General features: G+C 71.3%; 22 protein-coding genes, 1 tRNA gene and 1 pseudogene. 22 read left to right on the top strand and 2 right to left on the bottom strand.

Annotation, left to right across the window (positions count from 1 at the left end):
- The first annotated feature begins 121 nt into the window (after positions 1-121).
- The 20 genes from HUT19_RS44000 to HUT19_RS20665 all read left to right on the top strand — a co-directional run bounded on the left by HUT19_RS44000 (position 122) and on the right by HUT19_RS20665 (position 16487).
- The gene (locus HUT19_RS44000) at positions 122-250 is read left to right on the top strand and encodes a hypothetical protein (protein WP_303331995.1); all 129 of its coding nucleotides are present in this window, start codon (positions 122-124) and stop codon (positions 248-250) included.
- A gap of 236 nt (positions 251-486) precedes the next feature.
- The gene (locus HUT19_RS20755; RefSeq protein WP_176181913.1) at positions 487-1260 is read left to right on the top strand and encodes a DUF4097 family beta strand repeat-containing protein; all 774 of its coding nucleotides are present in this window, start codon (positions 487-489) and stop codon (positions 1258-1260) included.
- Positions 1261-1359: 99 nt separating this feature from the next.
- Entirely contained in the window at positions 1360-1722 is a 363-nt protein-coding gene (locus HUT19_RS20750) for a hypothetical protein (protein WP_176181912.1), read from the top strand.
- 90 nt (positions 1723-1812) lie between these two features.
- Positions 1813-2130 (top strand): hypothetical protein, encoded by a 318-nt coding sequence (locus HUT19_RS20745; RefSeq protein ID WP_176181911.1) that lies wholly within the window; start codon positions 1813-1815, stop codon positions 2128-2130.
- Complete coding sequence (locus tag HUT19_RS20740; RefSeq protein ID WP_176181910.1) at positions 2127-2786, top strand: GGDEF domain-containing protein; 660 nt, start codon at positions 2127-2129, stop codon at positions 2784-2786. The genes HUT19_RS20745 and HUT19_RS20740 overlap by 4 nt, the downstream gene beginning before the upstream one ends.
- On the top strand, positions 2783-3277 hold the full coding sequence (locus HUT19_RS20735) for a hypothetical protein (RefSeq protein WP_176181909.1): 495 nt from the start codon (positions 2783-2785) through the stop codon (positions 3275-3277). Before HUT19_RS20740 ends, HUT19_RS20735 begins: the two co-directional genes overlap by 4 nt.
- Positions 3278-3288: 11 nt before the next feature.
- The gene (locus tag HUT19_RS20730; RefSeq protein WP_176181908.1) at positions 3289-3768 is read left to right on the top strand and encodes a Pycsar system effector family protein; all 480 of its coding nucleotides are present in this window, start codon (positions 3289-3291) and stop codon (positions 3766-3768) included.
- Positions 3765-5411 (top strand): hypothetical protein, encoded by a 1647-nt coding sequence (locus HUT19_RS20725; protein WP_176181907.1) that lies wholly within the window; start codon positions 3765-3767, stop codon positions 5409-5411. The genes HUT19_RS20730 and HUT19_RS20725 overlap by 4 nt, the downstream gene beginning before the upstream one ends.
- Positions 5408-5743, top strand: a complete 336-nt coding sequence (locus tag HUT19_RS20720) for an RRQRL motif-containing zinc-binding protein (protein WP_176181906.1) — start codon at positions 5408-5410, stop codon at positions 5741-5743. Before HUT19_RS20725 ends, HUT19_RS20720 begins: the two co-directional genes overlap by 4 nt.
- Positions 5744-5792: 49 nt before the next feature.
- On the top strand, positions 5793-6086 hold the full coding sequence (locus HUT19_RS20715) for a hypothetical protein (RefSeq protein WP_176181905.1): 294 nt from the start codon (positions 5793-5795) through the stop codon (positions 6084-6086).
- Between the two features lie 42 nt (positions 6087-6128).
- Complete coding sequence (locus HUT19_RS20710; RefSeq protein WP_176181904.1) at positions 6129-6332, top strand: hypothetical protein; 204 nt, start codon at positions 6129-6131, stop codon at positions 6330-6332.
- Positions 6333-6407: 75 nt separating this feature from the next.
- Entirely contained in the window at positions 6408-8132 is a 1725-nt protein-coding gene (locus HUT19_RS20705; protein ID WP_176181903.1) for a hypothetical protein, read from the top strand.
- Between the two features lie 81 nt (positions 8133-8213).
- Positions 8214-10526 carry a hypothetical protein gene (locus HUT19_RS20700; RefSeq protein ID WP_176181902.1) on the top strand — a complete coding sequence of 771 codons (2313 nt, stop codon included), beginning with the start codon at positions 8214-8216 and terminating at the stop codon, positions 10524-10526.
- 239 nt (positions 10527-10765) lie between these two features.
- Positions 10766-10957 carry a hypothetical protein gene (locus tag HUT19_RS20695; protein ID WP_176181901.1) on the top strand — a complete coding sequence of 64 codons (192 nt, stop codon included), beginning with the start codon at positions 10766-10768 and terminating at the stop codon, positions 10955-10957.
- A 42-nt stretch (positions 10958-10999) separates the two neighbouring features.
- Positions 11000-11326, top strand: a complete 327-nt coding sequence (locus HUT19_RS20690; protein ID WP_176181900.1) for a hypothetical protein — start codon at positions 11000-11002, stop codon at positions 11324-11326.
- A gap of 13 nt (positions 11327-11339) precedes the next feature.
- Positions 11340-11822 (top strand): AAA family ATPase, encoded by a 483-nt coding sequence (locus tag HUT19_RS20685; RefSeq protein ID WP_176181899.1) that lies wholly within the window; start codon positions 11340-11342, stop codon positions 11820-11822.
- Between the two features lie 86 nt (positions 11823-11908).
- Positions 11909-12802, top strand: coding sequence for a bifunctional DNA primase/polymerase (locus tag HUT19_RS20680; protein WP_176181898.1), 894 nt, complete (start codon positions 11909-11911; stop codon positions 12800-12802).
- Between the two features lie 2 nt (positions 12803-12804).
- Complete coding sequence (locus tag HUT19_RS20675; protein ID WP_176187103.1) at positions 12805-14277, top strand: ATP-binding protein; 1473 nt, start codon at positions 12805-12807, stop codon at positions 14275-14277.
- A 506-nt stretch (positions 14278-14783) separates the two neighbouring features.
- A complete protein-coding gene (locus HUT19_RS43105) occupies positions 14784-15017 on the top strand; it encodes an AlpA family transcriptional regulator (RefSeq protein WP_254885675.1) in 234 nt (77 codons plus the stop codon).
- Between the two features lie 66 nt (positions 15018-15083).
- Positions 15084-16487, top strand: coding sequence for a site-specific integrase (locus HUT19_RS20665; protein ID WP_176181897.1), 1404 nt, complete (start codon positions 15084-15086; stop codon positions 16485-16487).
- Between the two features lie 151 nt (positions 16488-16638).
- Here the strand turns inward: HUT19_RS20665 and HUT19_RS20660 are convergent.
- Positions 16639-16725: transfer RNA gene (locus HUT19_RS20660), tRNA-Ser, on the bottom strand.
- A 41-nt stretch (positions 16726-16766) separates the two neighbouring features.
- On the bottom strand, positions 16767-18260 hold the full coding sequence (locus tag HUT19_RS20655) for a S1C family serine protease (RefSeq protein WP_176181896.1): 1494 nt from the start codon (positions 18258-18260) through the stop codon (positions 16767-16769).
- A gap of 217 nt (positions 18261-18477) precedes the next feature.
- Between HUT19_RS20655 and HUT19_RS20650 the strand changes: the two genes are divergently transcribed.
- Positions 18478-19311: a glycerophosphodiester phosphodiesterase gene (locus tag HUT19_RS20650; protein WP_176181895.1), complete on the top strand. Its 834-nt coding sequence runs from the start codon at positions 18478-18480 to the stop codon at positions 19309-19311.
- Positions 19312-19451: 140 nt separating this feature from the next.
- Positions 19452-19871, top strand: a pseudogene (locus HUT19_RS43100) (ATP-binding protein); the annotation flags it as partial.
- Positions 19872-20236: the final 365 nt, after the last annotated feature.

The following is a 20236-nucleotide window of genomic DNA, read 5'->3' as shown; positions in this document are numbered from 1 at the left end:
GCACCTGTCTGGAGGAACCTGTGATCACCAGCATGGCACGCGGCGTCCTCGCCGCGAACCCGGGCGACAGCGACCCGGACATGGACGAGGCCCTGCGGCGCGTCCGGTCGGGAGGCTCCCGATGAGGCAGCCCACCCGGATCCCCGGCGCCGTCGTCCAGCTCACCGAGGCGGAGCGGGCGGAACTGGCCCGCAAGAACCACGAGCAGAACCAGCGCAGCGAGTCCAGCGCCAAGATCAAGCGCGGCTGAAGGGGGCAGAGCGATGGCGAGTAATGACACCAAGACGCCGCCCCCGCCGCTGCCGGTCCGCGACCCCGGCGCGTCGAACCCGCCGACCCCGAAGCCGCAGGGCTTCCAGGTCTTCAACGGGAGCAAGAAGTAACCGACCGCGCACCCCGCCGACAGGGCGGCCGCTCCCCCGGTAACGGGCCTGTGGCCGCCCTGTCGGCTGTCTGATCGATTCATCCTCAAGGGAGATACGAACAGTGGTTGAGCACGCCTTCAATGCCGACAGCGCCGGGTCCGTGGTCCTGAACCTCACCCTCCCGCTGGGCCGGGCCACCGTGACCGTGGACCGCGAACTGGAGCGGGCCCGCGTGATCCTGCGGACCGAGGACACCACCGGGCCGGGCGCCGATGCGGTCCGCCGGGCGACCATCCAGCACAGCGGGCGGCAGATGTCCGTCCAGGTCCCCGAGATCCCCGGCGCCGTGATGATGAGCAGCGGCGGCCCCCGCGTCACCCAGACCGTCGGCACCATCGGCTTCGGCAATGTCGTCACCGGGCTGACCTTCGTCAACGGGCAGCTCGTCACCGCCGGCACCAGCATGCCGACGATCCGGCCGATCGAGGCGATCGTCATGCTGCCCGCGCAGTCGAGCCTGTCGGTCGTCACCACCGCGGCCGACACCACCGTCCGGGGCAAGCTCGCTCGCCTCACGGTCCACTCGGTATCCGGCGACGTGACCGCCATGACGGCGCACGTCCTGGAAGCCCACACCACCTCCGGCGACATCGAGGCCGAGACCGTGACGGGCGAGCTGCTCGCGCGCAGCGTCTCCGGTGATGTGCGGGTCCTGTCCTACCGGGGCGACACCGCCAACGCCACGACCACCAGCGGCGACATTCGCCTGACCGCCACCCCGGAGGCCACGGGCTTCATCACCGCCTCCTCCGTCTCCGGCGATGTCCAGGTCACCGGCGCCCGGCACCTCAACCCCCGGGCCCGCAGCGTCAGCGGCGACGTCCTGACCCGCTGACCCTTCCCCGCACCACCCGCCGGGGCGGCGGCCTCCGACCAACGACAGCCCGCCGCCCCGGCCTTCCCCTGCCCATCTCACGAGACTGAGGAGCGAGGTATGACCCGCGAGAACATGGCCGCCGTTGAGCTCTCCGACGCGGCGGCCGAAGCCGTCCGCCAGCTCAACCACGCCACCCGCGCAACTGGCGACGGCCTGGAGTACCCGGGCGACGCGTACACCACCGTCGCCAACCTCAAGACACTCGCGCAGCGGCTCCCACAGGCCCTGGAGCAGATTGAAGCCTTCATCACCGGCCTGCATGCCGACGGTCATCTCACCAGCGACCGGGGGCGCCCCATCGAGGACGAGGTCGACGCGGTCGAGGCGTCCCTGAAATGGGCAGCCGGAGACGCGGAGTTGCTGGCCGAACGGCTCGACCAGGCGCACTCCGCGCTCAGCCCGCTCGGCTACGCCGAATAGCACCACCCGCTGGGGCGGCGGCCTCCGACCAACGACAGCCCGCCGCCCCGGCCTTCCCCTGCCCATCCCGACGACTTCGGAGCTTTCGTCATGCGTACGTTCATAGGAGATCAGGAGGCCGTCAGCGCCTCCGAGTTCGAGGAACTGGCCCTCGGGTTCGAGACCAGCCCGATCGGCCTGGACCACGAACTGTTCGTCGGCCCGCCGCACCCGGAGTCGGTCAAGGACCGGCAGGCGCGGCGAGCGGTCGCCCGGGAGGTACTGCGCGAGCTGCACGAGGCCGCCGCCGGGGGCGACGAGGTCGCCGCCTGGGACGCCCTCTACGCCAAGAACCTGACCAGGACGATCCCCTTGACGCAGCCGACCGCCCACGGGCACCGCGCCGCGCTGAGGAGGGCAGCAGCATGAGTCACACCCTCGCCGCCCTGTCGGCCGCCGCTCCGCTGGCCGCCGGATGGACCGTTCACGGGCTCTGGCAGCGCCGGCTGATAGACCGCGCCGGACGCGACGCCCTGACCGGGCTGCCCCGCCGGGACGCGTTCGAGCACAGCGCAGCCCGGATGCTGCGCAAGACGCAGCACCGCGTGCTGGCGGTCCTGGTCATCGACCTGAACGGCTTCAAGCAGGTCAACGACGTCTACGGGCACGCGGCCGGTGACGCGACGATCCGCGAGACCGGCCGGCGCCTGGCCCAGTGGGCCGAACCGCTGGGTACCGTGGCACGGCTCGGCGGGGACGAGTTCGCCGCCGCGATCCGCTGCCCGGACACCGAGACCCTGCGCGGGGAGCTGACCCACCTGCACCAGTGGCTGTGCTCCACGGTCACCTACGACGGACTGCCGCTGCCCCTGGGCGCTTCCATCGGCGTCTACCACCACGCCACCGGCCGCCCGGTCGAGCTGTCGGCGGCGCTGCGCGTGGCGGATGAGGCCATGTACAGGGTCAAGCAGACCGGCGGCGGCTGGTCCCTCACCCGCAGCCTCGCCCCCGCATACCGGACCGTCAACGGCCGCCGTGACGGCCGCCGAGGCACCGCCCACGGCATTCTTCAGGGGGACTCATGACCGGCATCCTGCCTCAGAACCCGTACATCACTGCGGTGAGCGACGCGCTCACCGCGGCCGGATTCCCGGTCGCCGACGACTGGACGTCGGAGGCCGAGACCTTCGGCGTGTACTGCCACCTCAACGCCGTGATCACGCTCGACCCGGACATCACGGGCCTTGATGAGGACGAGTGGCCGCATGGGCTGATCCTCCTGTGGGAGTGGCACACCGGTCGTGAGGAGCAGTACGAGCGCGGTCCGTCCTGGCAGTGGGCCGAGCTGCTCGACCACGGCCGGAACGCAGACCTCGACCCCCTGCCGGTGCACGGGTACGCCGCGCCCTCGGCGATCGTCACGGCGGTCCGTGCGGTGATCGAGTCAGGGAAGGCCGGGCCCCCAGTGCTCGGCGAGTGGGACCAGGCCGCCGAGCTGACCGCGGCCGTTGAGCGCTGGGACGCGACCGACCACGAGGGCCGCCCCGGCATCGACACCGAGGGAGGCGCGAGGTGACTCCGGGCACGATGACACCTGCCGTCGCTGACGACGTCGCGGTGGCTGCCGCGCTGGCGGAGGTGAAGGCGGAGATCGCCCGTACCGACAGCAAGGCGTCGGTGCTGCTGGCCTTCAACGGCGCGCTGATGGCGGGGGTGTGGACCGTCGCCACCAGCCTCCGCCTTCCCCCGGCGGCGCTGGCCGTGGGTGCGGTGGGCGTGGGCCTGCTGGTGGCCGCTGCCGCCGTGCTGCTGGCCGCGGCCCGCCCGAACCTGGGCGGCGCCCAGCCCAAGGGCTTCCCGCTGTGGGCAACGCTGCCCGCCGATCAGCTCCGGGCGGCACTGGCCGGAGATGACCTGGCGGAGCGCGTCACGCGCCTGTCTCAGCTGGCCGTGGGCAAGTTCGCCCGGCTGCAACGCGCGGTGGACTACACCCGCGCCGCCGGAGCCGCGTTCATCACCGCCGCGCTGGTCGCGGCGGTGCTGGCCATGGCGGGAGGTGCCCGATGATGTCCTGGCTGTCCGGCCTGTTCCCGGCCGCGCCGGGCTGGTTGTCCTGGGCCGCTCCGCTGGCCGGCGCCCTGCTGGTGCTCGCGCTCGCGGTGTGGGCGGTGGGGCGGCTGCGGAAGTCGGCGTGGCTGTCCGGCATCGGCCCCCAGGCCGTCGTCGCGCTCGGCGGCGTCGCCGTCTCCGTCCATGGCCTGTGGGGATTCGCCACCGGCACCGCGGGACTGCCCGAGGTGCTGGCGGTGGCGTTCATCGCCGTGTTCGACGCGGCCGAGATGACGCTGCTGGTCATGATGTACCGGGCGGCCGACCATCGGGTGGGGTGGACGCCGGAGCTGCGGCTGATGCACCGCACCGCATGGCTCCTGGTGGGCTTCTCCGCCGCCATGAACGCCGTACACGCCCCGAACTGGTGGGCCCGCCCGGTCCTGGCTGCCATCCCCGGCCTGGCCGCCTGGCTGATCGAGCTGCAACTGCGCAGCAAGCTGCACCACGAGCGCCCCGACGAGGACGAGACGGGCGGCCGACCGGGTCCGGTTCGACTGGTGGTGCTGCTGTGGCAGCACGCATGGGCCGCGGTCTTTGCTCTGCTGGGGCTGGACGCGCGGACGTCGTCCTCGGCGATCGCTCGTGCCGCTCTGGCTCAGCGAGCCGCGCTGCGGGTCTACCGCCTGCGGCTGGCTCTGGAAGCCAAAGAGGCCGTGACCCGGCCGCGTTCGGTGCGCCGGTCGCGTCGGCAGGTCGAGCGGCTGCGCGGGCGGGCGCAGAAGGCGTTGGCGCGGGCGGATGTGGCGACCGACAGCGGGCAGTCGCTCGCGCTGGGGCGGCGGATGGCCGAACTGACCCGGGTAGAGGACGTGGCCCGGCTCGACTACTCCGACGCGCCCGCCGTGGTGGCGTTCATGGAGGACCTGGCGGTCACTCCGGGGGTGGAGCGCTTGGAAGCCTCCGCGCTCGCCGAGCAAGCGCAAGGCGCGCGGCAGGAAGCCGAAGCCGCACAGCGGCGTGCGGATGCTGCGCGGAAGCGCGCGGAAGACGCCCTCAGCGCCGCGCAGCGCGACCTCGAAGCGGTCCGTGCCGAGCACGCCGGACTGCTTGAGCAGCGGCAGGGTGTGGACGGTGCGGTGGAGGCTGCGCGGCAGCGCGCGGAGGACGCGCGGCAGGCCGAGCAGGCCGCGCGGAAGCGCGCGGACGATCTGATCACTGCCGCGCAGCAGCAGGCCGACCACATCCGCACCACCGTGGACGGCGAGCAGCAGCGGCTCAACAAACTGACTGTCAGCACCGACGCGCTCCAGCGGGCACACAGCGAGGCGCAGGACGCGTTGCAGCACGTCAGGGAGCAGATCGAGGAAGCTTCCGCGCTGCGGGACCGGCTGCTGAGGGACATCGCCGAGCATGCGGGCAGTGACCCGGACCCGGTGTTCAAGTCCGAGGCGAAGCAGTCCGGATGGCAGCTTTACCTCGACTCGGTCACCGGCGGGGACGGGGGCGAGCCGAGCGCGGCGGACCTGGCCGCGCGGTGCTCGGTGGATCCGGGGAACGCGCGGAACTGGCTGCGTGACTTCCGTGCCGCGCGCGCCGCGCAGCTCACCGCGCACCAGCCGCGCGCCCTGACAGGCGTCAACGGCACCGACCGCTCATGACCGCTCTGCCGGTCTACCCCTGGCGCCTAGCGCCAGACGGACTGGCCACCCGCCGCCAGCTCCGCGCGATGAACCTGCGCCCCGGCGGCCAGGACGTCGTCGCCGAACTCCAGCGGCCCCGCCGCAAGCGCGGGCCGCTCGTCGCGTACCTCTTCCGCATCGACCGCGCGAAGCCGGTCCGGCCGATGACGCCGGCGCGGTGGGCGGCGCTGGCCAAGGCGAACTCCGCCCGCCGCCTCTGCCCGCAGTGCCGCACCGACGCCGGGTACGTCATCCCGCCCACGCTCGGGATGTGCGTGCCCTGCGCGTATCCGCTCGGCCTCGCTGCCTGACCCGCAACCACCCGATTCCAAAGCTCTGTTCATGCCTATGGGAGGCACCGTGAAGCAGCGTCTCTTCCCCCTGCTCGCCGAGGCCATCGCCGCAGCGATGGCCGCCAATCTGGGGTACCAGCTCACCGACTACGACGTGCCGCTGGCCCTCGTCCTGGCCTGCGCTCTGGCGCTGTACATCGCTTTCCGCGAGACCCTGCGCCAGCTCGCGCAGGCGCGCTACACGGTCACCCACCGCTGCACGGTCCCCGGGTGCACCTTCACCGTCCGGCTGACCCGCGCTGACGCGGTCGAGAACCGGCGGTGGCAGGAGATCGCCGCCGCCCACCCCAGTCACACCTGATCCCACGTCCCACCGGCTTTTCGCCCCTTGAAAGGACTGCCCGTGATTGCCCGGCTGTTTTCCGGCCGTACATCGGTCCGCGAGTTGAAGCGTCTGCGGCCGGATGAGCTGGCCGCCCAGGCGTACGACCACATCCAGCAGGCACAGATCGCTCACCAGAACCACGACCCCGCCACGCTGACCACCGAAACGCAGTTGGCGACCGCGCTCCTGGCCCTGGCGGCCTACCTCAACGACTCGAAGTGACGCACCAGGCGGCCCCAGCCCGCTGTCCAGGCCCGGCCGGGGCCTCCTGCTTGCTCCTGGAAAGGAGTGTGATCAGTGTCCGACACCATCCTGACCCCCGACGAGACCGCCACCGATGACGACCAGGTCCCCGACGCCCCTTCCACCCCGGACCACAAATCGGCGGCCGAGCCGGACGGCTCGGGTGGTGGGCTGGCGCATACGCCGGGCGGTCTTCCTGCTGTTCCGCTGACGGTCATCGGTGCCAACAGCACGCTCGCCGCGGTATCCGCCTCCGTCCTCACCGCCGGCGGACCCGTCACGGGTCTGGCGGCTGCGGGCATCGCGGCGACCGCAGCCGGTGCCGCAGCGCTGCGCCGCCGGTCGACGGCCAAGCAGACCACCGCCAGTACCCACGGCGGCGGGCGCCCCGGCGGTGGAAAGACCAGTCCCCGTGCCGGTCGTACGTACTCTGCCTTGGGCGGCGCCCGCAGCCGACGCGGCTCCACCGCAGCCCATGGCGGTACCGGGCGAGCAGGAGGCGCGCCCCGGGGCCGAGGCGGCGGTGCCCGTACGGCTCCGGGCGGTGCGGGCCGGAACGGGGCCAGGTCACTGCGCGCTGCGGGCCAGGCAGCCAAGCTCCGGGCCGCCGGGACCGGCCGGGACGGGAAGGGCGCCAAGGGCGCCCTGGGCGCGGTCAAGCAGGCCCGCGCGGAACGTCGGGCTGCTGCCCCCACGCGTGCGGATCGGCGCCGTCAGGACACCGCTGGCCAGCGGAGCCTGAGCGACGCCCGGCGCGCGGCCAAGGCCGCTCGGAAGGCCGAGAAGCGGGCCACCAAGGGCCCTGGCCGAGGTGGCTTGGCGTCCGGCGGGAAGCGGCTGAACCTGTCGAAGACTCCGAAGTCCGATCCGGCTGGCGGCCGTGGGCCCCACGACAAACGCGGGCGCAGGGATGCCGCGGATCGAAAGGCCGGCGCCGGGAAGCTCTCGGCTCGGGAACGAGCGCGGCAGGCCAAGCGGCGGCTACGGTCCAACGTCCGCGCCGCGAAAGACGAACGGACCGCGCGGCGGCTGGCCGGGATGCGGGAGCTGCGCAAACGGGCGCGGGCGCGGTGGCAGCTGTGGCGGCGGCTGACCGTCTCCGCGCTGCGCTGCTACGGCCGCAAGATGCTGGCCGCCGGGATCAGCATCCCGTTCTTCGCGATCGGGATGATCACCCACCCGATCGGCGAGCGGCTCGGCTGGCGGTGGCTGATGTGGCCCGGCCAGCGCGTGTACGCGCGGCTGGCCGGAGCGGCGAACCGCGCACGAGCGGCCCGTGACGCCGCGATCCGCGACGAGTACGAGACCGCCGTCCAGGCCGCCGCCGACGATGACGACCCGGTTTCGGCGACGGTCCGCCGCGCTCCCCGCAACCACCACGCCCACGCAGGTACGAGCACCGGAGGTTCCACCACCATGTCCACCCCCGCCGGACCCGGCTTCCTGTTCGATGAGACCGCTTCCGAGATGGAAGCCGCGGCCAAGAGCTACAACCCCGACGGCATGATGCACGTCCACGACACGATCAAGGGCTTCCCCAACGCGCTGGAGTCCGTGGCCAACACCTTCGCGATCCTCGCGGAGAAGGCGGACAACGAAATGCCCCTGGAGCCGGAAGTCGGCGCCGCCCTGGACGAGATCTACAAGGCACTCCAGCAGGCCATCGACGAGGCCGAGGAAGCGTTCAACACCTTCCGTGTGGTCCACGAGCAGGACATCAAGCGGCACGAGGACCCCCGCAACGGAGACGAAACGGGCTGGGACACCACCAACAACTAGCCCACGCGCGCCATCGCCCTGTCCGGGCCCGCACACCCCCAGGTGTGCGGGCCCGGCGCCTTTCCCCGCCTGGAGCTGGATGTGACACCGAAGACGACAACCCGAGACCGCCGAAGCCCCAAGGAACTCAACCTCAACAGCACGAAAAACAAGCGGACGGCGGACAGCACGCTGCCGCCACTGGACTGGGCCCGGGGCCACGGCCCGATCACCGGCGCCCTGTCCGCGACCACCGGCGCCGCAGCCGCCGCGCTGCTGGGAGCCGCGACCGGGATGCCCGAGGGCTGGCCGCTGCTGATCGGCGCGGCCGGCGCCGCCGGACACGGCATCGGCCACACCATCCGCCGCAAGCTCACCCTCCGCACCGCCGTCGCCCGCGCCGCCTCCTGGCTGGTCGCCGGGGGCTGGACCACCTGGGCCATGGCCCACGGCCCCCTCTCCTGGGCCGCCGCCGGATCACTGGCCGCAATCGGGGTGGGCACCTGGGCGGCCGCCTCCCACACCGCTGCCTGGGAGGAAGTCGCCGAGGAAGAGCGATTCACCGCCGCAGCCCGCGCGGCGGCTGCCGAGATGGACTCCCGCCGCAAATCCCTGGCCCACGAGTGGCAGGACCGCATCGCACGGGTCTGCGCCGTGGACGTGAAGGTCATCGCGGTGCAGTTCTGGGACACCGGCGCCGGATTCTCCATCGAGGCAGAACTGCCCGGGGGCGGGGTGACCTGGGACCGCATCAGCTCCCGCTCCCGCCCGCTGGCCGCCGACGCCCGCCTGCCGCTGGGCTGCACCGTGCACGTGGAGGAAGGCGCCGCGCAGGGCCTGGTCGTCCTCGACGTCATGACCAAGAACATCATGAGCGATGACAAGACATACCCCGAGGACTACAGCCCCCTGTCCCTCCTGACCGGTATCCCCTGGTGCCTGCGGCCCAACGGCGAGGAAATCCGCGTCTTCCTCCGCGAGGCATGCGCGCTGCTCCTGGGCCCGCCCGGATCGGGTAAGTCCACGTTCCTGGACGTGATCCTCACCGGGTTCGCCCGCTGCACCGACGTGCTCACCTTCGTCATCGACCTGAAGAAGGGCGCGGTCGGCATCCCCTGGGTCACCCCCTGGCTGGAGGCGCAGGGGCTCATCGAGCCGGACGAGGAAGACAACCGGGCGCCCGCCGGCACCCGGCCCGGAGTCGACTGGCTCGCCTCCACCGCCAAGGAAGCGATCCGGATGCTCAAGGCGGTGCTGCGGATCAACGACGCGCGCCAGTTGCAGTATCAGAAGCTGATGCGCCAGCACGACACGAACCTGCTGCCCATCAGCCCGTCGCTGCCGCAGATCGAAATCGTCATGGACGAGGGCGCCGAAGCACTCGCGCACGCCAACAACCGCCGCGAGCCGGAGAAGCGCGAGCTGGCCCAGCTCACCAAGCAGGTCATGCGCACCACCCGCGCCATGGGCATCCGGATGGTCCTCACCGCCGTGGACGGCAACGTGAGCACGATCGGGGACACCGAGGTCAAGCGGTTCTCCCCGCTGTCCGCCGCGCTGACCTCCGGGGAGAACTCCGGCCACAACGTCGGCAAGCTGTTCCCGAGGGTGAAGATCGACAGTGCCCAGCTCAACGAGAAGGGCGCCGGAATCATCGGGGACAACGGCGCCGACGGCTTCGCCCCTACCGAGTTCAAGGGCTGGAAGTCCCTGCCGTCCATGGTCCGTCGGGTGGTGCTCGCCACCAACGACCGCCGTCCCGAGCTGGACAAGATCTCGGCGGACGCGGCCGGGGCGGACTACCGCGAGCGGTGGAGCCCGGAGCGGGCGGGCTGGCTGGCCACCGCAACCACCAGGAGCGGCGACGACGAGACACCGGGCACGGCCGGAACGGCGACGACCGTCCTGGACAAGCCCGAACCCCCTGCCACTGGCGACGAGGACAGCGGACGGCACCGGAAGTCGCTGAACCTGTCCTACCGGCGGCGGGCCGAGGAAGACCCCGACGCCCTCGCCGCCAAGCTCCTGGCCGACATCGACAAGACCTACGGCACCACCGAGGAACCCGACCGCACGCCCCGCCCGGACCGCGAGCGGCCCCGCGGCCTCAACCTCTCCTACAACCGCGCCGAAACCCCGGAGCCCGATCGCGACTCCGACCGCGTACCGCCTCTGCTCCAGCGCGCGTACGACGCGGTAACGGCTGCGGGCGGGCGCATGCACACCGCGGACCTCGCCGAGCAACTCGGCCTCGGCGCCACCGAGCTGGGCACAGAGCTGGGCCGCATCCTGCGCGCCGTCGGCGTCGAACGCCCCGGCAAGGGCACCGTCCGCGTCGGCAAGAGCGAGCCGCGCACCGGCTACCTCGCCGAGACCCTCGCTGAGGCACTCCGCCGCTACCGCAACGCACGGTAACCGGCGCCCCTCCCACGCACGGCCTCCCACACCTCCCACAAAGCCCCCCACGCGCTCTGTGGGGGTCCCACGGGGTGTGGGGGCCTGTGACCTGCATGTGGGGGCTGTGGGAGTCCCACACGGCCACCCACCGAAACCGCCCCTCAGGCGCTTCGGGGTGGCCTCAACGCACCTTCCCCGAGCCCGTGGGACTCCCACACCCTCGCATCCTCACTCATCACTTTCAGTAAGGAGCTGCCGTGATCGTCTCCCTGTCCACCGTCCTCCTCCTCGGCGCCGTCCTGGCCCTTATGCTCCGCAACCGCGTCCTCGGCACCGGCGGCGCGATCGTCGCCGCGCTCTTCGGCTTCTGCCTCGCCTCGACCGGCGCGGCCCCCACGATCAACGACGCCCTGCAGTCCCTCGCGGACTCGCTGAGCGGCATCGGCTGACACGCCTCGCCCCTCCCGCACCAACCGGCCCCGGAGGCAGCTATGCAGCAGCCCGACCCGCACACCAACATCCCCGGCGACCTCGCCCCACACATCCCCACCGACGTCTACCAGCGCGCACAGGCCACCGGACAGCCGGTCGTCATCGTCGTCCACGACACCAACCCGACCGGCTTCCCTTGGCGGCGCATCCTGTTCCCCTTCGCGATTGCTGGCGCAGTCGTCGCCGGGGGCTGGGGACTGGCCGCCGCCCTGTGCTGGCTGATGGACACCGCCGCCCACACCGCAACGGCCATCGCCGGAGCCGTCGCCGGACCCCTCGGGGTGGGCGGCATCACCCTCAAGCTCTTCCATCCCAAGAACAAGTGAGGAACGCCCACCTATGGAAGCTCCGTACACCTCAGGAAGCCTCATCGTCCTGGTCGGCCCGCCCGGAGCGGGCAAGTCCTCCTATGCCCGCCGTCGCTTCCCGACCGGCCGTCTGTGCCTGGACGACTTCCGGGAGATGGCCACGGACGACGCCGCCGACCAGTCCGCCACACCCACAGCAGCCCAGATCCAGAACCTCCTGCTGGACGCTCGGCTCGCCCGCGGCCTGACCACTGTCGTGGACAGCACCAACGTGCTGCCGCACGTCCGCGCCGGACTCCTCGCCCGCGCCCGCTACTACCAGCGCCCCGCCGTGGCTGTTCTCTTCGACCTGCCGCTGGACGTCTGCGAGGCGCGCAACGCCGCCCGCGCCCGCCAGGTCCCCCGGGACGTGGTGCGCGAGCTCCACCAGATGATCCCCACGGCCGAGCAGTTGGCCGCCGAAGGCTTCATCAGCATCCGCACCGTCGACCTCTGCGAACCTGCTCGACGCTGACGCCCGGGGAGGCGGCCTCCGACCAAGGACAGCCCGCCTCCCCGGCTTCCCCTGCCCATCCACAACGGAACAGGAGCACCCCAAGCATGGCCCAACCCAACCCCATCCGGCGAGACCACCCCGCCCCCGACCTCCCACGAACCGCGCTCAATCTGGCCAAGACCGGGGTGCCGGTGCTGCCTCTGCGTGCGGGCAAGGTCCCGTTCGGGAACTGCCGCACCTGCGCGAAGGACGCCCGGGGCGGCGAGGCCGCCTGTGGCGGGCGGCCGAATATGAAGGACGCGGGCGCCTGCCAGTGCCCCTCCGTCTGCCATGGCTGGGCTGCTGCCACCACCGACCCTGCCGTCATCACCTCCCCCCTCTGGGTTCGCGCCTGGCGCCAGGCCGTGGCCGTCGCGTACCACCCCGCCGGGGCCGGGCTGACCGTCGTGGACCTCGACAACCCGGCGGCCGTCGCATGGGCCCACCAGACCCTCCCGCCCACCAGGACCGTGCCTACCACCCGTGGTGAGCACTGGATCTACCAGGGCGTCATGCGCTCGGTGAACGGCGTCCGTGAGGGTGTCGACCTCAAGTCCACGATGGCCTACGCGCGGTGGCGTGGTCCCGGCACCGGCACCATGACGGCCCTGCCGGACGTCGTGCGCGCGCTGGCAGAGAAGCGCCCCACCACGGTCCAGGCGGCACCGTGCGCCGTCACCGTGTCCGCACCGGCCGGGGGCGGGGAGTGTCGCCACCGCACGCCCGCCTACCTGGAGCGTGGCATCTCGATGGCGGAGCAGCGCATCACCGAGGCCCGCAGCGCGGTCCACGCCACCGTCTACCGGACGTTCCTCGCCGTCCTGGCCACCCATGGCCGGTGCGGCTGCCTCACCGAGGCCCACATCGCGCGGCTGTTCACCGCCGCTCAGGCCAAGGGCGAATCGCCCCGGCACTGCACCGACGCCTGGACCAACGCCCGCGCCAAATTGGGACTGTGACCATGCCCGACGACGAGAAGAATCCCGCCCGCGAGGTCATCACGGACTACGCGCAGGCGCACTTCCGGTACTTCCGCACCGCCGACGGGACCGTGTACGCGCAGAAGAACGGCCACCCCGTGGCCCGCCCCATCCGCTCCCAGGGCACGACCGGCAGCCACCGCCAGGAACTCATGGTCGGCCTGTTCAAGGACGGGCGCGGCGTGTTCAACGGAACCGCCCTCAAGGAGGCATTGGACTTGATCGAAGCACTCGCGCTGGACGAAGACGTGCAGCCCGTCCACATCCGCGTCGCGCCCGGATTCGACGGGGCGACCTGGTTGGACCTGGGCCGCAGCGACGGGCAGTCCGTCCGCATCCACCCCACCGGCTGGGACATCGCCATCCCCGACCCGCGCGAGGTGTGCTGGCGGCGCACTCAGCTCACCGGGGAACTGCCCCTGCCTGCCAAGGACACCGACGGCAAGGGCATCGACCTGCTGCTGAGGCTGTGCAACTTCGCCAACGCGGAGACTGAGTGCCTGGCCATCGCCTGGCTGATCGGCTGCCTCGGCCCGTCCGTGCCCGTCCCCGCGCCCTTCCTTACCGGCCCACAGGGGGCTGGCAAGTCCACCGCGGGGCGAATGCTCCTGCGGATCATCGAGGGCATGAGCAGCGACCTGCGCCGGGCTCCGAAGGACGAGGAGAACCTGACCGCGGCCGTGGCGGCCGGATGGGTCACTGCCCTGGACAACCTCTCCTACATGACCCCGGACCTGTCGGACGCCATGTGCTGCATCGTCACCGGCGCCGAGACCGTCAAGCGCGCCCTGTTCACCGACGGGGACGTCTTCCGCGCCCGCTACCGCCGCCCCCTGCTCCTGACCGGTATCGATGTGGGAGTCATCCGGCCCGACCTCGCCGAACGGCTCCTGCCCCTGCGTCTGGAGCGGCCCCGCGTCCGGCGCACCGAGGCCGAGCTGTGGGCCGAGTACGCGGAAGTTCTGCCCGTCATTCTCGGGTCTCTCCTGGACCTCACGGTCAAGGTCCGTGCGGCTGAGGCGGAGACCCCCACAGACCTGCGGATGGCGGACTTCGCGCACCTGTGCGCGCAGCTCGACGCAGCGACTGGTCTCGGGGCGCTCACCGCCTACCGGGCCAGTCTGGACGACCTCAACGACGACGTCATTGAAGGCGACCTGCTGGCGCAGACCGTCCTCAGGCACGCCGCAGACATCGAACCGGGCGCAGAGCAGCGGATGACCTCCACGGAGTGGCTGCACTGCCTCACCCGCCTCTACACGGGCGAGGACTTCCGCCCCCTGCCCAAGGGGTGGCCGACCACCGGCAAAGTCCTCTCCGACCGGCTCAAGCGTCTACAGCCGACCCTGGCCGCCCGAGGCGTCCTCATCGACTCGGGCCGCACCAGGGAGGGCCGCTACCTCGAAATGAGCCGCCCGCCCGCTCCGCCCCCACACGAGCAGCAGGCGTTCTGACGGCACGGCACGAGCAAGAGGAGCACCAGCCCCCGCGTGCTCCTCTTGCTGTTCGGCGGCGGCGCCGCCCTGCGATGGACGCGCCGCGAAGCGGCTCCATCTTCACGCCTGAACCGCACTGCACCACCACAGACACCCCCCTCTTTTTCCTAAGTGGGGAACGCTGCGTCACCTGCGTCACGGTGGCCCGGAAAACGGCGGGTGACCTGCGCAGACGGCCGTGACGCAGACAGCCGTCTGCTGCGTCACGCCGCGTCACCCGCGTCACCGATGACGGACAGCCTGCGTCACCGGTGACGCACCCCCAACGCTCTGCGTCACCAAAAACCCGCAGGTCAGAAGCCTGAATGACGCACGTGACGCGGTGACGCAGAATCCCGCGCTTCGGACAGACGCGGCGACTGCAAAACCGGCATCACTCTCGACCTCAGGGCAGCGGCCCCCGACCAAGGACAGCCCGCCGCCCTGTTCGCCCATCCCGACACCACTCCTACAGGAGGACCCCTGTGCGCAAGAGCACCAGGAGCACGGCCACGACGTCGGCCGCGGCCAAGAACGGCAACCAGAGGCTCAAGCTCCCCGAGGTTCTGGCAGAGATCGACATGTCCCGGTCGGCCTTCTACCGGATGAGGGCCCGGGGCACCGCGCCCAAGTGCGTCAAGCTCCCCAACGGGCAGATCAGGATCCGCCGGGCGGACCTCGACGCCTGGTGGGAAGCGAACGAGGAAGCGTCCGTCTGACCCCGAGTCCGTTCGAAGGGGCGCGCCGTCACGGCGCGCCCCTTCCGCCTGTTCAGGAGACACAGCGTGTTGACCTACGACGTACGGATCTGGGGCATCCGGAAGCGCAACAGCAAGAGCGCTCCCTTCCAGCTCCGGTGGCTGGTGGGCGGCGAGACGCATCAGCAGCCGTTCCAGAGCCAGCCGCTCGCCGATGGACGCCGGGCCGAACTCATGTCGGCCATACGGAAGGGCGAGCAGTTCGACGTGGAGACGGGCCTGCCCGCATCCGAGCTGCGCGAACTCAACTCCCCGACCTGGTACGAACACGCCTGCGACTACGCCCTCATGAAGTGGCCCAACGTCGCGGCGAAGCACCGCGCCGGCATCGCCGAGGCGCTGACCAACATGATGCCCGTGCTGCTCTCCGGGCCGAAGAAGGGGTCGCCGGACCCCGAGGTTCTGCGCCTGGCGCTGCGCGTATGGGCCTTCCAGTGCGTCCGTGATGACGAGGGCGAGTTCGCGGCCCGGAAGGATGTGGAGGACCCGCCCGAGGAGATCGCCGCCGCGCTGGCATGGGTGGCGAAGCACTCGGTCAAGGTCGTGGACATGGACGACTCGGATCGGATCCGCCGCGCTCTTCGTGCCCTCTCCACCAAGCTGGACGGCACGGCATCGGCGGACAACACGTTCCGGCGCAAGCGCACCGTCCTGAGCAACGCTCTGCGCTACGCGATCGAGCGGGGCCTGCTCACCGTCAATCCGCTGAGCCGGATCGACTGGGACCCGCCGGAGACGGACGACGAGGTGGACTTCCGCTACGTTCCCGGCCCGGAGCTGATGCGGGAGCTGCTGGAGGCCGTGAGGGCTCGGGGGCCGCGCGGGGAGCACCTTCACGCGTTCTTCGGGTGCTTGTACTACGCGGGGATGCGCCCTTCCGAGGCGGCCGCACTGACGAAGCGGGACTGCAAGCTGCCGGAGTCCGGTTGGGGCGAACTGATCCTCGCGGGGAGCCGACCGGAGGTCGGGACCGGGTGGACGGACGATGGCAAGTCGTACGAGGTGCGCGGGCTGAAGCGGCGGGCCCGGAAGACCACCCGGCCGGTGCCCATTCCGCCGGTGCTCGTGCAGCTGCTCCGCCGGCACCTGGACGAGTACGGGACCGCCCCGGACGGTCGGCTGTTCCGCGCCGTGCGCGGTGGTCGGGTGCGCTCGACGGAGTACACGGAGGTCTGGCAGGAGGCCCGGCGGAAGGCGCTTCCGGCCGCCGAGGTCCATACGCCGCTCGCCGAGGTGCCGTACGCGTCACGGCATGCGGGTATCTCGCTGTGGATCAAGGCGGGTGTGGATCCGGTGGAGGTCGCCCGGCGGGCCGGGCACAGCATCGCGGTGCTCTGGAAGTTCTACGCGAAGCTGCTGCGGGGGCAGCAGCACCGGGCGAACCAGTTGATCGATGACGCGCTCAACACCACGTCTGACGAGGACGGATGACGGAGCGCAGCGGCTCGCCGCTTGGCCGCAGCTTGGCCGCACGCGCTGGTCAACGCTGGGATTCAGGTGGGACAGGGTGAGACAGGAAGCGCGTGAGAGGGGGCTCCGGATTCTCCGGAGCCCCCTCTCACCTGCGCTTTTCTTACCTGCGCGGAGGCTGAGGGATTTGAACCCTCGGTGACATCGCTGCCACGACGGTTTTCAAGACCGTTCCCTTAGGCCGCTCGGGCAAGCCTCCCCGCGTCGCCCTCTGGGGGACGCGGGGATCAGCCTAGCGCGTCAACTGTCACCCTTGCGCTTCCCCAGGGTGACATCGACCGTGGACTGCTTGCCGTCACGCTTGTAGGTGAGGGTGACCTTGTCGCCGGGCTTGTGGGTCCAGATCTCGCTGATCAGGGTGGGTCCACTGTCGATCACCGTGTCGTCCAGCTTGGTGATCACATCGCCCGACTTGAGGCCCGCCTTGTCGGCCGGGCCGCCGGGGACGACGGCCGGGCTGCCGCCGGCGCCGTTGGAGGCGATGGTGGCGCCCGCGCCGGTGTCCTTCATGTTCACCGTGGCCTCGATCACCGGGTAGACCGGCTGACCGGTTTTGATCAGCTGCTGGGCGACGTTCTTCGCCTGGTTGATCGGGATGGCGAAGCCCAGGCCGATGCTGCCGGACTGCTGCGACTCGCCGAGGCCGTTGCCGCTGCCGGCCGACTGGATGGCGGAGTTGATGCCGATGACGCCGCCGTCGGCGTTCAGCAGGGGGCCGCCGGAGTTACCCGGGTTGATGGAGGCGTCCGTCTGGAGGGCGGACATGTAGGAGGCGTTGCCCCCGCCGCCGTCGCTGGAGGCGACCGGGCGGTTCTTGGCGCTCACGATGCCGGTGGTGACGGTGCCGGACAGGCCGAAGGGGGCGCCGATGGCGACTGTGGCGTCGCCCACGGCGACCTTGTCGGAGTTACCGAGGGGCAGCGGGTTCAGCTTGGCGCCCGGGGCGTTCTTCAGCTTGAGCACGGCGACGTCGTAGCCCTCGGCCCGGCCGACGACCTGGGCGGCGTACCGCTTGCCGTTGGAGAAGGTGGCGGTGAGCTTGCCGCGCTCCGCGGCGGAGGCGACGACGTGGTTGTTGGTGAGGATGTGGCCCTGCTTGTCGTAGACGAAGCCGGTGCCGGTGCCGCCCTCGCCATCGCTGCCCTGGGCCTCGATGGTGACCACGCTGGGCAGGGTCTTGCCCGCGATGTTCGACACCGAGCCCGGCGCGCGGCTCTCGGACTTGGGGTTGCCGAAGGCGGAGACGGTGCTGGTGTCGCTGTCGTCGTGGTCGGCGGCCAGATAGCCGATACCCCCGCCGATACCGCCCGCGACCAGCACGGCGGCCAGTGCGGCGGCGATCAGGCCGCGGGGCTTGCGCCCGGGTGCCCCGGACGGCGGTACCGGGGCGGTCCCCCACGGCCCGCCGCCCGAGCCGTCCTGCGGCTGACCGCCGCCGGCGGTCCACCACGAGGCGGTCTGCCCCGCGCTGGTGTCTCCACCAGGGCCGGAGCCCGGAGCGCCGGGGGTCCCGCTGCCCGGCCCGGCGCCCTCGCCCGCACCGCCGGAGGCGGACGTGGCGGGGGGCTGGGCCGGGGGCGCGGATATCGGTGCGTCCTGGGGTGCCGGGGCCGCGCCCGCGGTGGGCTCGAACTCCGGCGCGGGAGGCACCGCGGGCTCATGTTGCGGCGCCGGAGGGGCCGGGTGCGGCCCGGCCGCAGGCGGTACGGCAGCGCCCTCGTTCTCGGTGCTCACAGCTGTCTCCTCAGGTGCACGACAGTTTTTCCATGACGGCCCACGCGTACGTATTACCGTCGTCAGCTTTTCCCACGGCGCGTCAGACCGCCGTAAGGAGCGGCGGCCCCGTGGACTACCACCCTTTATCCCGGACAAATCGCCCCGCCGCCATTCCGGGCAACGATCGGCGGGGCCGCGTCCAGCGGCGAACACCGGGCGGTGGCACCATAACGCGGTGACCTATGCGCGCCCTGCCCGGGACATCCGCCCCGGCCCGCACACCGTGTCCGTCATCGCCCACCGCGGGTCCTCCGAGGACGCTCCGGAGCACACGCTGGCCGCGTACCGCAGAGCGGTCGAGGACGGCGCCGACGCCCTCGAGTGCGACGTCCGGCTGACCGCCGACGGCCATCTCGTCTGCGTCCACGACCGCCGCGTCAACCGCACCTCCAACGGCCGGGGCGCGGTTTCCGCGCTCGAACTCTCCGATCTCGCCGCGCTGGACTTCGGCTCCTGGAAGGGGCAGGCCACCGACAAGGAGGCGCCGGACCGGGACCACACCGACTCCACTTCCGTGCTCACCCTGGACCGGCTGCTGGCGCTGGTCCGGGATGCCGGACGCCCGGTCGAACTGGCGATCGAGACCAAGCATCCCACCCGGTGGGCCGGTCAGGTCGAGGAGCGGCTGCTCGCCCTGCTGCGCCGGTACGGCCTGGACGCACCGCCGCCCGAGGGACCCTCGCCCGTGCGGGTGATGAGCTTCTCGGCGCGCTCGCTGCACCGGGTGCGGGCGGCGGCCCCCACCCTGCCCACCGTCTTCCTGATGCAGTTCATGCTGCCGCGCCACCGGGACGGGCAGTTGCCGCCGGGGGTGCGGATCGCGGGGCCGAGCATCCGGATCGTACGGAACCACCCGGGCTTTGTGGCACGGTTGCAGCGCGCGGGGCACCGAGTGCACGTCTGGACCGTCGACCAGCCCGAGGACGTGGACCTGTGCGTCCGCCTCGGGGTCGACGCGGTGATTACCAATCGCCCCAAACAGGTACTGTCCCAACTCGGACGCACATAGTGGGCATTACACGGCGTGCACCGGCGCGTTCGGTACGCATTCGATCGTGACGAGTGCGTCACACGATGCCACTTGGCCTGTTTCCGCTCCAGCCCATTGGGGCATCCATCCCGTGGCGTGGGGCGAAGGAGGTCTCGGGGGTGGCGTTGGTGGTGGCACGGCAGGTGCCGACGTCGTCGACCATGACCGTACCCCATGGTCCTGCGGGTGTCCGCGCGGCAAGGCAGTGGTTGCGTGGCGATTTGGGCAGGACTGGGGTATCGGAATCGGTCATAGACGACGCTGTATTGATCCTTTCGGAATTGCTCAGCAATGCATGGCGTCATGGCCGCCCATGGCGTTCCGACCATGGTGACGACACGGTCCGGGCGGCATGGAGCGTTGACGAGGACAAGCGGCTGACAGTCGAGGTCACGGACGGCGGCGGACCCACAAGACCCCTTCCGGCCAAACCCTCTGTCACCGCCCGCGGTGGCCGGGGGCTCAACATCATCCGATCGCTGGCCGACGACTGGGGCGTCCGGAACGGCGTCGGGGAAGTCACTGTATGGGCGCTTCTTCCGGCTGGTGACGGTTTTATGAAGCGGCTCACGATCCCGGCCGATGTGGATCCGGGACTGACCGCGGGCCTGGAGCGCGGTCTCGGCCCTGAACTCACTCCCGAGCTCGCTCCGGAGATCGCTTCCGAGATCGCTCCGGAGATCGGCCGGGCGGAAAGGGGCCGGGTCGAGGCCGGCCGGGCCGCCGACACGGATATCGCTCCGCGGACCGACCTCGCTCCGCCACCGGCCCCGGGAGCACCGAAACCCGACACGAACATCGATCCCGATTTCGACCGCGAGCTGGACTTCGCCGATCTGGACGAGCTCGCGTAACCGACGCGGCCCATCGCACCGACTCGCACCGACGAGGTTCGGCCAAAGGG

The sequence above is a fragment of the Streptomyces sp. NA02950 genome, assembly GCF_013364155.1.
Classification (GTDB): domain Bacteria; phylum Actinomycetota; class Actinomycetes; order Streptomycetales; family Streptomycetaceae; genus Streptomyces.
Note: the sequence above shows the minus strand (reverse complement) of the source record. Positions and strands in the feature narration are given on the sequence as shown.